General features: G+C 43.6%; 13 protein-coding genes. 10 read left to right on the top strand and 3 right to left on the bottom strand.

The window, feature by feature from the left end; translation table 11 throughout:
• Positions 1–38: 38 nt before the first annotated feature.
• Complete coding sequence (locus M3212_RS05975; protein ID WP_251193047.1) at positions 39–842, bottom strand: IclR family transcriptional regulator; 804 nt, start codon at positions 840–842, stop codon at positions 39–41.
• A gap of 269 nt (positions 843–1,111) precedes the next feature.
• Here M3212_RS05975 and M3212_RS05970 point away from each other — a divergent pair, with 269 nt between their 5' ends.
• The 8 genes from M3212_RS05970 (at position 1,112) to M3212_RS05935 (ending at position 10,588) form a co-directional block, all read left to right on the top strand.
• Complete coding sequence (locus M3212_RS05970; RefSeq protein WP_251193046.1) at positions 1,112–2,281, top strand: mandelate racemase/muconate lactonizing enzyme family protein; 1,170 nt, start codon at positions 1,112–1,114, stop codon at positions 2,279–2,281.
• Between the two features lies 1 nt (position 2,282).
• Complete coding sequence (locus M3212_RS05965; protein WP_251193045.1) at positions 2,283–3,206, top strand: dihydrodipicolinate synthase family protein; 924 nt, start codon at positions 2,283–2,285, stop codon at positions 3,204–3,206.
• Between the two features lie 80 nt (positions 3,207–3,286).
• On the top strand, positions 3,287–4,294 hold the full coding sequence (locus M3212_RS05960) for a TAXI family TRAP transporter solute-binding subunit (RefSeq protein ID WP_251193044.1): 1,008 nt from the start codon (positions 3,287–3,289) through the stop codon (positions 4,292–4,294).
• 161 nt (positions 4,295–4,455) lie between these two features.
• Positions 4,456–6,387: a TRAP transporter permease gene (locus M3212_RS05955; RefSeq protein WP_251193043.1), complete on the top strand. Its 1,932-nt coding sequence runs from the start codon at positions 4,456–4,458 to the stop codon at positions 6,385–6,387.
• 446 nt (positions 6,388–6,833) lie between these two features.
• Positions 6,834–7,925 (top strand): iron-containing alcohol dehydrogenase family protein, encoded by a 1,092-nt coding sequence (locus tag M3212_RS05950; protein WP_251193042.1) that lies wholly within the window; start codon positions 6,834–6,836, stop codon positions 7,923–7,925.
• An 18-nt stretch (positions 7,926–7,943) separates the two neighbouring features.
• Positions 7,944–8,792: a MetQ/NlpA family ABC transporter substrate-binding protein gene (locus M3212_RS05945; RefSeq protein WP_251193041.1), complete on the top strand. Its 849-nt coding sequence runs from the start codon at positions 7,944–7,946 to the stop codon at positions 8,790–8,792.
• A 111-nt stretch (positions 8,793–8,903) separates the two neighbouring features.
• A complete protein-coding gene (locus tag M3212_RS05940; protein WP_251193040.1) occupies positions 8,904–9,920 on the top strand; it encodes a methionine ABC transporter ATP-binding protein in 1,017 nt (338 codons plus the stop codon).
• Positions 9,917–10,588: a methionine ABC transporter permease gene (locus tag M3212_RS05935; protein WP_251193039.1), complete on the top strand. Its 672-nt coding sequence runs from the start codon at positions 9,917–9,919 to the stop codon at positions 10,586–10,588. The genes M3212_RS05940 and M3212_RS05935 overlap by 4 nt, the downstream gene beginning before the upstream one ends.
• Before the next feature lie 139 nt (positions 10,589–10,727).
• On the opposite strand, the gene M3212_RS05930 is transcribed toward M3212_RS05935, so the two are convergent.
• Positions 10,728–11,888: an acyl-CoA dehydrogenase family protein gene (locus tag M3212_RS05930; protein ID WP_251193038.1), complete on the bottom strand. Its 1,161-nt coding sequence runs from the start codon at positions 11,886–11,888 to the stop codon at positions 10,728–10,730.
• A gap of 240 nt (positions 11,889–12,128) precedes the next feature.
• Here M3212_RS05930 and M3212_RS05925 point away from each other — a divergent pair, with 240 nt between their 5' ends.
• A complete protein-coding gene (locus M3212_RS05925) occupies positions 12,129–12,860 on the top strand; it encodes a hypothetical protein (protein WP_251193037.1) in 732 nt (243 codons plus the stop codon).
• A 63-nt stretch (positions 12,861–12,923) separates the two neighbouring features.
• Here M3212_RS05925 and M3212_RS05920 read toward each other — a convergent pair whose 3' ends face one another.
• The gene (locus tag M3212_RS05920; RefSeq protein ID WP_251193036.1) at positions 12,924–14,735 is read right to left on the bottom strand and encodes a dihydroorotate dehydrogenase; all 1,812 of its coding nucleotides are present in this window, start codon (positions 14,733–14,735) and stop codon (positions 12,924–12,926) included.
• Positions 14,736–14,937: 202 nt separating this feature from the next.
• Between M3212_RS05920 and M3212_RS05915 the strand changes: the two genes are divergently transcribed.
• The gene (locus tag M3212_RS05915; RefSeq protein WP_251193035.1) at positions 14,938–15,276 is read left to right on the top strand and encodes a hypothetical protein; all 339 of its coding nucleotides are present in this window, start codon (positions 14,938–14,940) and stop codon (positions 15,274–15,276) included.
• The last annotated feature ends 80 nt before the right edge of the window (positions 15,277–15,356 follow it).

Below are 15,356 nucleotides of genomic sequence, written 5' to 3'. Positions count from 1 at the left end.
TTCAACTTTTGAGGTGTTAAATCCAATATCATAGGTTTTTAGTAGTTAATTTCAGAGAGGTTGCTGGGTGAGTGCATGAAGCCCATTTTAATAGAGATTAAATCAGTTGCTTCAATTAATATTTTTGCTAGCTCCTCTTGCTGCTCCTCAAGTCGGATTTCGGATAAAGGTCCCGAGAGACTAACACCAGCTACTACTTTGCCGCTTCTATTTCTCACGGGAGCTGCAATGCAAGCTCTTCCCAATGCTAATTCCTCAAGCTCAATTGCATAACCTCTTTTGCGAGTCAGCTCTAGTTCCTTTAGTAACTTTTGCTTATTATCGATTGTTTTGATTGTATAGGGCGTTAAAGGAATATCGTTTACAATTTGATTTAATTCCTCGTCGTCTAGATGAGCTAATAATACTTTTCCTATTCCGGTAGAATGTAACGGGTTTGTGTATCCGACTAAGGTATACATTTTTGGCGACCTCTTACTGTCGACATGTGCCAAATAAAACATTTTTGTATGATCTAATATAGCTAAATTTGCACTAAGGTTTGTTTTATTCTCCAAGTTATGAAGTTCTGGTAACGCTTGCTTTCTAATTTCATAATTATTCAGCGATATTCCGGCTAAAGAAATGACTTTCTTTCCTAAGTAGTAAGCTCCAGAAAAATCATTTTTTTCAACGAAACCCCGATCTGCTAAGGTGTTAATTAATCTTGATACACTACTTTGAGACATATTCAACATTTTGCAAAAGTCTGAAACTCTTAATTCGAAGTTTACATCTGAAAAGCATTCTAATAATTGTAAAGCTTTGTCCAGGCTTTGAGATTTACCATTGTTAGTAGACATTAAGGTCACCACCATTTTCATAATTACGGATTTGATATCCAAATTATAAAACAAAATCGATGAAAAATGAACATATTACTTTCATTTCACTGTATTTATTTAAAAAATCAGAATAAAATAATTGAAATCGATTATTTTTTGTGATTTAATTTCATTATACGGATTATATATCCATTTTTGATGTGGTTTTTCTTCTGTTAATGTAGGAGGATTAATTTATTTGCGATTGTGCTATTTTGTTCATTAAAGCTTACGGAGGTGGTTGGAAATTGGAAATAACAAATATTGAAGTGTTTCCTCTAAAAATTGATAAGGGTGTCATTTATTTAGGGGAGTCATCCGGGCTGCAGACTTCAGAAGCAGATTATTATTTACGTCCTGAATATCGATCATTTTATTCAAAGAAACTAGAAACATTATTAGTGAAAATCACAACTGATCAAGGGATTGTTGGCTGGGGAGAATGCCTTTCTCCTGTCGTACCGGAAGTATCCGCAACGATCATAGAAAAACTATTTGCCTCGTATTTACTTGGAGAAAACCCTTGTAAAATGGATGTTATTTGGAATAAGTTATACAACTCTATGAGAGAACGTGGTTACTTTTCTGGTTTCATGGTGGATGCTATAACCGCAATAGATATCGCCTTATGGGATATAGCGGGTAAGAAATATAATCAACCAATTTATAATTTACTCGGAGGAAACCACCGTACAAAAATTCAGGCTTATGTTTCAGGTTTACCAAAAAAAGCAATTGACGAAAAGAAACTACTCGCACGTGAGTGGCAAAACAAAAACTTCAATTACATTAAGTTACACCTGGGATTCAGTCTAGAAGAGGACGTCCACATCATAGCGGAATTAAAAAGAGAATTTCCTGACCTTAACTTTATGGTTGATTGTCATTGGAACTACTCTCCTAAGGAAGCACTAACTTTAGCGAAGAAACTGGAGGCTTATGAGGTGCAGTTTATCGAAGCACCGGTTTTACCAGAAGATATAGACGGGAATTGTTTCGTCGTAAGTCACTCATCGATCCCAATCGCTATAGGGGAAGCAAAACGGACAAAATATCAATTTAAAGAAAGGCTGGTTAGACGAGCAGGAGATATTTTACAACCGGATATAGGAAGAGTAGGCATTACGGAAGCAAAAAAAATTGCTGATATGGCTGAGGCTTTTAATATCCCGATTGCACCCCATCTTAGTGTTGGGCTAGGGGTATGCATAGCTGCTACTCTTCATGTGAGTGCTGCGATTCATAATTTTTACATGCTTGAATATCAACCAACTGTTTTTCCACTTGCTAATGAATTAGTGTCAAATGACCTTGTTTGTGAAAGCGGTTTCTATGAACTTCCTTCAGGTGCTGGCCTGGGGATCACGGTGGATGAAGAAAAAGTAAGGTATTATTCCAAAATTCAGGAGGGTAATTAAAATGAGGGATGTAGAGTTAAAGGGAGTTTATCCAATTTTGGCAACACCATTTGATGAAAATTATGAAGTTGATGTTGAAAGCCTTGAAAGGTTAATTCAATTTCAATTAGATGCCGGAGTAGACGGGATTGCGATTTTTGGCAACGCAAGTGAAATGTATACATTGACGGAAGAGGAGAGAGACCTTATAAGTCAGATCGTGATAAAAGAGGTTAATGGGAAAGTACCGATCGTGTTTGGTACTGGAGCAACTGGCTTAGCACAAGCAATTCATTATAGTGAAAAGGCGGAAGAAATCGGGGCAAGTGCTTTAATGGTTACTCCTCCCTACATGGTAAAGCCTGATGCAAAGCGAATTTATGAATACTTCGCTGAAATTGCAAAAGTAGTAAATATTCCAATCATGATGCAGGATGCTCCTATTGCGTCAGGCGTAACTATCCCTGTAGAAATAATGGTTACATTAGCTCAAAATTGCCCGAATATTAAGTATGTTAAAGTCGAGGCACCCCCTACTACCATTAAAATTTCTGAAGTATTACAAAAAGCAGAGGGGAAATTAAAGGTGTTCGGTGGTTTAAACGGGATGTATCTGTTTGAGGAAATAAGAAGAGGAGCTGTCGGAACAATGCCGGCTTGTGAATTTCCAGATGTCTGTGTCAAAATATTCTCTCTGTTTGATGAAGGGAAACAAGATGAAGCTAAAAAGCTTTTTTATAAACATTTACCTTTAATTCGTATCGGGACACTTGCGAAATATGCAATGTCGGTCCATAAACAAATATTAAAAGACGGTGGGATTATCTCTACCGCTAATGTTCGAAACCCTAATGTCCCGATCGAAGAAAGCATCAAAGCAGAAATTGATCTTATAACGAAGGAGTTAGATTTGCTGGCATTAAACGGAATGAAAAAAACGGTTTAGCTATTGTGTAAATGAATGAAAGCTCTTTTTATGAAAATAAAGTGTTCCAAATTATAAATTGATAGAAGGAGTGTATGTTGATGAAAAAAACTGTGGGTCTCGCCCTATTCTTTTTTGCCATAATAGTAGTTGCTTTGTCTGCATGTGGAAATGAAGAAAGTAATTCTAGTGAAGCTTTCGATATAACCTTAACAATGGGGGAGCAGTCTGGTTCCATGTATCCGATCGGTGCGGCGATTGGTGAATACATCGGCAACACCTTTGAAGGAACAAGAAGATCAGTAGTAGTTGGTGGTGCCTTAGCGAACCTAGAACTTGTCGGGAGAAATGAAGCGCAAATGGGTCATTCCAGTTCTGGTTTGAGTTATGCAGCTTTTGAAGGCATTGAACCATTTGATAATCAGCTAGAAGATGTAACGACAATAGCGAAAGTTTTTGAATCGCTTTTCCATATTGGAGTCATCGCGAGTGCTGAAATTGATTCATTTGAAGATGTTAAAGAAAAGCAATATCCTTTAACGATTTCTGTAGGTAATCGAGGAACGGAAAATGAACTGTTAACAAGAAGGGCTCTAGAAGAGTATGGGATTACTTATGATGACCTGGAAGAGTGGGGAGGAAGAGTAGAGTTTGTAAGCATGGGCGACGCCAGTTCTTTAATTAGAGACGGCCATATTGAAGCTGTGACCTCGTTAGCAGGCTATCCAGCCGCTCCTTTTGAAGAGATCATGTCATCAAGAGATCTAAAATTTTTAAGTTTGTCTGAAGAAGTTATGGAAGCGCTATCAGAGAAATATGGGTATCAGGCCATGGATATACCAGCTAATACGTACAATAATCAAGCGGATACAGTCAATACAGTTGGCGGTGGTGTAGTGATCATTGCCAACAAGAATATGCCTGAAGATATAATTTATGAAGTAACGAAATGGATGAATTCGGAAGCTGGCAATAATACTTTAGGGAATATCAATGCAGGTGTAAATGACTTTCTATCAGATCCGGAGAAAGCATCCGAAGGATTGGGAGCCCCCCTCCATCCAGGTGCACAACGTTATTATGAAGAAGTTGGAGTAGTTGTTGACTAGTCGAGGAGTAGACGAAAGTTTTTAAATAAAAGTATCCCGCCCATTCTTCTTTCTTAGCAGTTTTCAAGATAACTGTGCAGAAAGAAGTTTGAGCTGGATATTTTAGCCGGTATATAGGTGGCATATTTTTTGCACATTGATAGGATAGAAGGAGGGGAAACATGAGCACCGATTCAATTTCTGCTGACAAGCAAACAAGCTATGGAAAAGTTATCAAAATTATCGTCTTTCTAATAACTGTTAGTGCTTCAATCTATCATGTATATTTTGGGTTAACGGGGGTTTTGGAAGCTTTTAAGATGCGGGGGCTTCATCTAGCTTTTCTATTACCTGTCTCCTTTTTAATATATCCTTTAATAAAAGGCAAAAGCAGTATCAGTACGCTTATTATCGATATCATGCTTTTTATTGTATCGTTTATCAGTATATTGTATTTGACCGTTCTCGATTACGAAAGAATCATTAACCGAATGATTTATGTAGATCGTTTAACCTCGCTAGATTTACTATTTGGGGTCATACTAATTGTGAGTATATTAGAAGCTACCAGAAGAATCGTTGGAAATAGTATGGTCATTATTGCTTTCATTGCAATAGTATATGCCCTATTTGGTAATCTACTTTCGGGACCCTTTTCACATACTGGAGTTTCTTTTGAAAGGTTAATTGAACAATTGGCCTTTACAACAGAAGGAATTTTCGGGATACCGCTGGCAGCCTCAGCCACGTATATTTTTCTTTTTGTTTTATTTGGAGTGTTTTTAGAAAAGTCAGGAGTTGGGCAATTTTTCATTGATTTTTCTTACGCAGCGGCAGGTCATTATAAGGGTGGACCTGCAAAAGTGTCTGTAATAGCAAGTGCTTTAATGGGGTCAATTGCTGGGAGCTCAACGGCAAATGTTACATCTACTGGGGCATATACGATTCCGTTAATGAAAAGAGTTGGTTATAAACCAGCTTTTGCGGGTGGTATCGAAGCTGCAGCATCAACCGGAGGTCAAATACTCCCCCCTGTTATGGGAGCGGCTGCGTTTATCTTAGCAGAATTTGTTGGGATCCCTTTTACCTCCGTTATTATAGCTGCTGTTGTTCCTGCCATTCTTTACTTTGTAGGTATTTGGTTTAGTGTACATTTTCAAGCAGTGAAAATGGGGTTAAAAGGTTTGCCTAAAGAAGAAATGCCAAAGTGGAGATATGTCCTGAAACATATTCATTTATCTTTGCCTATCATTGTAATTGTGGCCGCCTTGTTTTATGGGTATACGCCATATTTAGCTGCATTAGTAGCAATTGCCTCAACAATAATCGTTTCATTATTAAGAAAGTCTACTAGGATGTCGTGGAGACAAATTATTATGACATTAAGTGCAGGTGCGAAGTCTATGATTATGATAGGCGTGACATGTGCTGCAGCTGGGATCATTATTGGAGTTTTTAGTTTAACAGGTCTCGGAATAACGTTTACATCTACCGTGGTTGGGTTTGCACAAGGAAATCTTATCTTAGTCTTAATTATGGTAATGCTTGCTTCCATTATTTTGGGGATGGGGCTTCCAACAAGTGCAGCATATATAATGGTGGCAGCGATTGCTGTGCCTATTTTAGTAGACTTGGGAATTAATGTTTTGGCGGCTCATTTATTTGCTTTATATTTTGGCGTATTTTCCGGTATTACTCCACCAGTCGCTATTTCCTCTTATGCTGCAGCCGGGATTGCTGGGGCAAAGCCGATGATGACATCACTTATAGCTTTTAAAATAGCCATTCCTGCATTTTTGATTCCTTATATTTTTGTATTTCATAATGAGCTTTTACTACAAGGCGAATGGTTAGCTATCGGTGTTACAATAGTTACAGCCGTGATCGGGATTATGTTTTTATCGGTTTCTTTATCTGGAGCGTTTTTAAAGGAAATTAATATGATTGAAAGATTGGCACTTTTAGTAGTCTCAATAAGTATTATTAGTACAAATAATTTCATCATATTATTTTGTAATGCCATGATTGTTGCATTCATTACATGGAGACAGGTGATTTCTATGAAAAATGAAGCAGAACAAAATAATAAAGGAAGAGAAGAAATGATAAGATAAAACGAGTAGTAAATGAATATACGCTAAGGAGCTTCCGGGCTAAAGGTTTAGTTCTGATTATTTCGAGATCAAGTATCAATTTGTGAAAAATCAGTTTGCCAATAGATTACGAAACCAATGTTCACGAGAGATGTGCTTATGTATGTCCAGGATGATTGGCTTACCTCTTTTTAATAGCGTAATTCAATAATGGTACAATAAAAGGGTGTCTCGTAAAGGGGCGCCCTTTTTACAATATAGAGAAAGTGGGTCAAAATGGTAGGTGGTGGAAAAATGCAAAGTGATTGGGCTGGATGATAAAAGAATAGACGGTTTATTTTTCTCAATTCTCAAAAAAGATATTGTATTTTTTCGCAAGGTTCTATATACTATTTTAATATTAAACCAACTAATTTTATCAGTTTTATAGAAAATTATAGGCAGGGAAGAGGAAAGAGGGGAGAAAGGTGAAAGCGATTCGTGTCCAAGGTTCACCAAGCTATTATGCGTGTGAAGAAAATGTCTACGACAGAATTGAGGCTTTATTAATAGAAGGCCGGATCAAAAAAGCGCTACTGCTTCACGGCGAGAAATCGTGGGAGGCCGCTCGCGATTATTTGCCCGCCTTTACAAAGGTGGCCGTCAGCTATGAGCATTATCAGGGGGAGTGCTCACTGAAGGAAATTGAGCGCGTTGCTCATGTGGCATCTGAGCACGAGAGTGATGTCATCATCGGCCTGGGCGGAGGAAAGGTGATGGATATCGCGAAGGCGGCAGCCAACGAGCTGAACATTCCGGTGATGCTCCTGCCGACGCTTGCTTCAACATGTGCCGCCTGGACGCCGTTAAGTGTCATTTATACCGAGCAGGGCGATTACTTACGGTATCAGCCCTACATAAAAAATCCGTGGGTTGTGCTCCTCGAGCCGCGAATCATTGCTCATTCTCCGGCCGCTTATTTGCGCGCCGGAATCGGCGATACGCTTGCCAAGTGGTATGAGGCGAAAGCTTTAACGAAAGCATTGCCCGAGCCGCGGGTTCCGGTCATGATGTCGCTGAAGGCGGCGCAGGTCTGCCGGGATGTAATCCTCGCTGAAAGTGAGCAGGCGCTTTCCGCCCTCGGCGAGCAGCGCGTCACGCCTTCCTTGCTCGCCATTATGGAAACCTCGATTTTAGCCGGAGGTCTTGTTGGCGGACTGGGTGATGAATATGGGCGGATCGCCGCGGCCCATTCCGTTCATAATGGGTTGACGCAATTTGAAGAGACGCACTCTTTTTTACATGGCGAAAAGGTAGCATATGGCATTCTTGTCCAGGTTGCGTTAGAACAACAGCTTGACGAGCTCCAGGCTTTGCTCTCGTTCTATGAAAAGATCAACCTTCCGTCCTCTCTCGGAGAGCTGGGGCTGCAGAACGATCAGGAGACAGTTGAAAAGCTCGCTGCTTATACGCTGGCCGAGGGGGAGTCGATTCACTTCATGGAAGAAGCATTTTCGATTAAAGACGTAGTTTCCAGTATTCAAACTGTGGAAGCATATAAAAAAATAGAGAATAAGTAAGGAAGAGGAGAGAATCAGATGAAAAAGTTTTTATTATCAACAGTAACAGCATTATCACTTATTGGATTGGCTGCTTGCGGAACGAGCGGTGAAGGGGACGCAGGAGAAACGGATGCAGGAGGTGCCGAAGGAGGCACAGCGCTTTCCGAAGAAAAGCTTGTTGTCGGCGTAACGGCTGGCCCGCATGAGCAAATTCTTGAAAAAGTAAAGGAACTGGCAGCCGAGCAGGGGCTGGAGATTGATCCTGTCGTGTTTACCGAATATGTGATGCCGAATGTTGCGTTGGATGAGGGTGACCTTGATTTGAATGTATTCCAGCACAAGCCTTACCTAGAAGACTTTAAGGAAGATCGCAATCTTGATCTGACTGATGTGGCGACGGCTGTTAATTTTCCAATGGGGATTTATTCAACGGAATTAGCGGATGTCAGCGAGCTGCAAGAAGGTGATACGTTAGGTTTGCCGAACGATCCGACCAACGGCGCCCGTTCGTTGATGCTGTTTGAAGCTGCGGGATTGATTAAATTGGACCCGGAAGCCGGTTCATCAGCGATGGTCAGCGACATTATCGAAAATCCGAAAAACCTGGAATTTATTGAGCTTGAAGCATCGCAGATTCCAAGACAATTGGATGAGCTTGCGGCAGCAGCAATCAATACAAACTTCGCGATTGAGCATGGCTATGTGCCGACGGAAGATTCGATCTTTATTGAGGCGAGCGATTCACCATGGGTGAACCTGATCGTAACCCGCACGGAAAACAAAGATGATCCTGTCGTTCAGACATTTATTGAGATTTATCAGTCTGACGAGGTGAAGCAGTTTATCGAAGAAGAATTCGCCGGCTCGGTAGTCGCCTCCTGGTAAGCCTGCCGGACCGAGCGGCAAACAGAGAGTTGAAAGCGAGCAGGGAAGCGGGTGCTTTCCTGCTCGCTTTCTGTAACGATCACTTTATAGAGAGTAAGGAGTGGAAAAGTGATGATTGAATTAAACGATGTGAACAAAATTTTTCTATCTAAGAAAGCCAAAGTACATGCGTTAAATAACGTTTCTCTTCATGTGAAAAAAGGGGAAATTTACGGTGTGATCGGCTATAGCGGGGCTGGAAAGAGCACGCTGATTCGCTGTGTCAATATGCTCGAACGCCCGACTGAAGGAAGCATCCGTGTCAATGGAGTGGAAATGACAAAGCTCGCTGCTCCAAAATTAAGAGAAGCGCGAAAAAATATCGGTATGATTTTCCAGGGATTTAACTTATTGAAGACGGCGACCGTTTATGAAAACATTGCAATTCCGTTAAAGCTGACCGGAGTGCCAAAGTCTGAGATTGATCAGCGGGTGAAAAAATACCTTAACGTCGTCGGACTGGAGGAAAAAGCGGACTCCTATCCGGGGCAGCTTTCTGGCGGACAAAAGCAGCGTGTCGCGATCGCCCGCGCCCTTTCCCACGAGCCGGAGGTATTGTTAAGTGATGAAGCGACGAGTGCGCTCGATCCGGAAACGACGGAAGCCATTTTGGAGCTGTTACTGAAAATTAACAAGGAATTCGGGATTACAATTTTATTGATTACGCATGAAATGCATGTCATCCAAAAAATCTGTGACCGGGTTGCGGTTATGGAAAACGGGAAAGTGATCGAGGAAGGCAGGGTTATTGATATTTTCTCCAAGGCGGCGCACGGTACGACGAAAAAGTTTATCAACAGCTTATTCCCGGAAGATATTCCTCAAGAGGTGCTGACATCGCTCCATCAGCAGGGACCAATCATCCGGCTGTCGTTTGTCGGACACTCGACCGGCAAGCCGGCTTTAGCTGAAGTGGCGAAGCGCTTCGACGTGTATACAAATATTATGTCGGGCAATATCGTCCAGTTGAAAAATGAGCCGTACGGCCGGATGGTCGTCCATTTACAAGGGGCGACGGAAGAGACGGAAGCAGCGATCGCTTTCCTTGTTGAAGAGGGAGTGTATGTAGAAAGGGTGGATGGTCAATGAGTGGAATCAATGAATTTTTTGATAACTGGGGCGAAGCGATTTGGAAGGCTTCGATTGAAACGTTCCAAATGGTGTCGATCTCACTGATCATTTCCATCATCATTGCTTTGCCGTTAGGGACGCTGCTTGTTTTAACAAGACCGAATAAAAGCTGGGACAATAAATATGTGTACCAACTGTTAAATGCTGTGATTAATGTGATCCGCTCTATTCCGTTCATTATTCTCCTGTTTTTTATTTTGCCATTTACGAAGTTTATTGTCGGGACTTCGATGGGGGTAAAAGGGGTAATCGTTCCCCTTGTCGTTTATACTGCTCCGTATATCGCCCGTTTGATAGAATCGGCACTGCTGGAAGTCGACAAGGGGGTGCTTGAAGCCTATGAGGCGATGGGCATCAAAACAAGGCATATTATCTGGAACGTCATGGTCCGGGAGGCGCGTCCATCCTTGATTCTCGGCTTAACGATTGCGACAATTGGTCTGATTGGCGCTACCGCGATGGCCGGTTTGGTCGGGGCCGGTGGCTTGGGAGACCTTGCGTACCGTTTCGGCCATCTGCGTTATGAACCCGATGTTATGTATGCGACCGTCATTATTTTAATCATACTCGTCCAGGGGCTCCAGTCCTTAGGCAACCGAATTGCCGCAAAGCTGAAGAAGGACTAACAAAAGTGACTTTCGAAAGAAACAGCAGACGGATTGACCAGCGAAAAGCTCAGACCGAAGAGGATTTCTCCGGTCTGAGCTTTTCAACTAACCGCTTATTGCTTCGAGGCTGGACTCATGGGGTCCGGCCTCGAACCATTTAGCGCTCGTCGTCCGTCCTCGTACGAAGCACGTTGGCAGCGAGCATCAGCAGCGTGCTGTCATCCATCGGCGGATTGTGAAGACCGGCTCTGACATCGCGATAATAGCGCTGTAATGGGTGCTTTTTAAATAAACTTTCCGCGCCGACGACCCGCATGGCCCGGTCGACAACGTCAAGCGCGGCGTTGACGACTTTCAATTTGACCGCTCCAAGCTCCGGCTGCATCTGCTGTCTTTCTTCGGCGCCTGCTTCATCCCATTTTTGTGCGACTCCATATAAAAAGTACCGCGCCTGCAGTAGGGACGCTTCATTCTCACCGAGCTTCATCTGAACATTTGGCAGCTCCTTGATCGGCCCGTTCAAGCTGTTTGGCGAGTACGTCGAGGCGAAAGAGACCGCAAAACCTTGGGCTGCCTGGGCAATTCCGAGATAGCAGGCGGGAATATGTAATAGCCAGCCCGCCGGCTTTTTCGGTCCTGGGATGAGCCGTTCGACAAGCCGGTCAGCCGGCAATTCGACATCTTCCAAATAGAGATCATGGCTGGCCGTTGCTCTCATCGAAATGGTATTCCATGTTTCATCGATGCGGATGCCCGGGTCGGAGTGGTGTAAAAGAAATTGACCGACCTCACCATCAGGCAATGTAGCCGTAACGAGTATATAATCTAGAGCTGGCGCCATCGATGTAAACGACTTTCGCCCATTTAACAGCCAGCCGTTCGCTGTTTTATCTGCCTTTGTTGTTGGTTTCCCTCCACGGGTCGGGCTGCCGGTCTCCGGCTCAGTTGCTGCGGCGTTGAGCAGCGCACCAGAATGGACGATATCGTGATAGACGCGGTTCAATACCGGCTCCGGCCACGTTCCGTTCACATTGAGCTGAGAAGCAAGCCCGACATGCCAGCCGATTGAAAGCGCTGTTGCCCCATCCGCTTCGGCAATCATTTCCTGAAAAGTGAGCCAGGTTTGCAGGGGCAGCTCCAGACCGCCAAATTGCTGAGGGACTGTCCAGCCCGGATACCCGATCTTTTTTAAGTCCTCAATGTTTTCAAATGGAAAAGTGGCTTCGTCATCGTGAAAAGCTGCTCGCTCAGCAAAGGGGACAATCGTTTGCCGAAGAATCTGTTGACATTCAGCTGCAGTATGAGAATTTCTCTCCATTTTCTTCCTCCTATCTTTTTCCTCTTTTATTATACTACATCTGTCCTGTGAGTCAGAAAGGCCGGCAGGAATATTCGGAATTTTAAGACGGATATACTTATGAACAAGCAAATTATGGTATAATAAGGACGACTTCTCCTTTTAGATAAAAAGTAGCAAAGGAGGCAGAGAGCAGAAAGAGGGATTAGAAAGGGAAACGAGGTCACTTAGCTTTTTGACGCCTGGAGGAATACAGATCGAATGAAAAAAGAAGTTTTAACAAAAAAAACATTACTTTCTTGGCTCGTATTACATCGAATTTATCTCGGTGACGAGACCAACGCTATCTCAACCAATCTTCCACTCTATTTTTCACTGTTTAAGCGCTCCTCGACGATAAGGTCAAAGGTGAACAATCTCTATAAGTCTCTTACATATCAAGGTTATTTAATGCCTTCCTATCATCATCCCCAAAAACCGTTTACGATTACGATGAATGGCAAGGAATACTTAAAAGTTCAATGTGGAGAGTGGAAGCAGGTAGTTGATGCACATCTTATCTGTATGGATCAGACGATTCAATGGTGTCACACTTCGACGGAGGAGCGGATTAAGACATCTTTGACGGAGACCGATTTCCCATTTATCGGGCAATATTTAGAGTATAAAAAGGTTTTGCCTTTTTTGATTATGAAGGTATTGCAGGGAAGAAGTGAAGCCTGCTCGGCTTCGGATCTCCGCCAGCAGCTTCTCAAGCAGTTTGGCTGGGTTTGCTCGATGCCAACGCTGACACGGTTGGTGGAGGAACTGGTAGAGGGGAAGGAACTAATCCTGATCAATCAGCAGCCGGATTCGAAGCTGTATGAAAGAGGGAACGGCGATGCAACTGTTTTTGCTCAATGTCGTACAGAATCAATTGCCGCGCTAAAAGGCGGGAGAAAGAAATTGGAAGAGGTGCGGGACTATTTGCGCGAGCATGACAACATTTATTGAAAAAAAGTGAATAAGTACTAAAGGCAACAAGAGAAATTCTTATTGCCTCGATAAGAAACACGGTTAATCGTCTGCCTTGCGATGAAAAAAAGGGTAGCCAAGGACGAGACCAATAATAAAGAGGCTTAACGCAAAGTAAGCAGGCAGCAAGTGAATAAACGTCGTATAACCGATGAGAAAATGAACAGAAATTCCGGCTGAGAAAGCGGGAAGTCCGCTGACGAGCAGCATCCACCAAACCCAGCGGTTACCTTGATGAAAGCCCCATAAGGCACAGAGCAGCACGAGAAGACCGACGCTGATCAGGGCGCTGCCAAAGCCCGCACGATCATGGGCGATTACCGGAATAAGCTGCTCGTTAAAGGCATCGAGCATTTCTTTTGGCATACATAAGTAAAGCAGGTCAGTACTTACAAAGACATTGGAGACTCCAATCCAGGAAATAACGATTCCACCGATGATAAAAGAAGTGCCGAGAATTACAAAACAAAACTGGGCATAGAGACCGCGTTTCCAGACCGGATGATTGCGCCGATTGGAGGACTGCGGCGTACCATCAATCTTCCTCGTCCGGTAAAAACCAGAGATGAAAAATGGAAGCAAGACGAGCCAAAAAAGCAGATGAAGCCAGTCGAAATAACCGTAGCCAATAAAAAGAAAAATCCCGAGAAAGCCGAGGATCGCTGCTGAATCACTTGCCTGCTTCGCCCATTTCAGCCGCTGGCGGATACCAAAACGTGCCAGCAGCATGTAAAGGAGACCGCCGGATATAATCGATCCGGCCAGCGTCATCCGGTCGTGAGCCATAAAGAGTAATAGGCGTTCATTAAAAGCATGAATCATATCCCTGCTGATGCCGAGAAACAGTTCGTCATAAGGCAGAATGACCGTCGTCATGCTCAAATAGAGGGAGATGATTCCCCCAATCACCATTGCCAATCCAAAGAGCCAATACGATATCCAGCCCGGGGCAGGAGAGACAGGTGTCTGTTCCTCAAGTTGCGCTTCCTTGATTCTTTTAGGTAGACCGGGTCCGGCAAAGACATAGCCGGCTGAGAGCATGATCAAGTCAGCGCCGGCACCCAGGAGACGCAAGCCGTCCGCCGGTTCATAGACGCCGCCGCTCGTTACAATCGTCCGGTTGAACCCTTGTTTTTTTAGCAAGGTGATCGCCTGAAGATGTTCCTCAAGTGCTTCGCGTCTGGAGACGTCAGGTTCGTCTAAAACAATTCCGTCGCATGTTGTTGTTGCCGCAAAGGAAAGCTGTTCGACATCGCTGGAGACGATTGCCAAAAACACAGGAGGAGTCACCTCTTTTTGCAAGTGGTGAAGCTGTTCAGCGTCACTGTCTTTATCGCGTTCAAGAATGAAAGCGACCGCGAAGCGTTCAAGCTGTTTGGCGATCTCCATCACTTCTTCGTTGGAGCCTCTTAAGCGGATAAAGCGCGGCAACTGGCGTTTCCTGCTTGAAAGAAACCGCTCCGCTTTTTCAAGGCTGACCACTTCATTATTACGGTCAAAGGTGATCGTTTGTTCTCGATGATCAATCGCCAGCGTCGACCGTTGCTGTGGACCGCGTACGGTAACAGGGCCGATTTCGAGGAAACCGAAGCCTAAATGCTCGAAAGCCGATCCTGCTGTTTGCTCTGGGTCGATTCTGCCTGATAGCCCGATTGCATTAGCAAACGAGCTGCCGGCCACTTCCTTATGTAAGAATGGCGAGGATTCTTCTCTGCCGAGAAAATGAATCAGCTGTTTACCGGCCGGCATCCGGGCAATCCTCGCCATACTCCTGTGAATGAATGCCCTTGAAGTACGCGCCGGTAAATGGGAAATGATAGGGTTGAAGAGCAGATGATAAGACCAGTCCGGCATAGTAACGCCTCCTAAAAAATTAACATTACTAGTTTACCATTTTCATTTAGCGCATGACCATAATAGAAAGATAGATATAACGCCAGTAAGGGGCAGGCGCCCTGCAAAAAAAAGAGACCGGCTAAAAAAGATCGGCGCTGAATGAAACGCTTTCCCTGTTCTGCTCGTACATATTATCATAATCGGTACGGGAGTTGGTTTGATGAAAAAGCAAACTCTATTGCTGCAAACAGTCGTCATGCTCGTTGTATTAAGCGGCTGTCTGTCAAAAAACGAGGGTCTGCCAAAAACCATTACATATCAGGGGGATGAATACGAGCATCGAAACAGCTATATTTCGTTTGCAGAAAACCCCGAACGGTACTATCAGCCAACAGGTGTGTATGTAGATGAGCAAGGAGGAGCTCTTGCCGGGAAGGAAATTTATATGAGCACCTTTTACGATACGTTGCTTTATGTCAGCCATTCGAAAAAAGGCAGGACCGTCTGGGTGCCGTTTTACAAGATTGACGAGGGTGATTCGGCCAGTGACCGGCCTTGAGATAATGCCGGCTTTTGAGGGGCTGGACAAAAGGGAAAAGCGTACCCATTTGTCCGTACCCGCTGTGTTTTTTAGAACTG

The sequence above is a fragment of the Halalkalibacter oceani genome, from assembly GCF_023715705.1.
Taxonomy (GTDB): Bacteria; Bacillota; Bacilli; order Bacillales; family Bacillaceae_D; genus Halalkalibacter; species Halalkalibacter oceani_A.
This window is presented reverse-complemented; position numbering and strand designations above follow the sequence as displayed.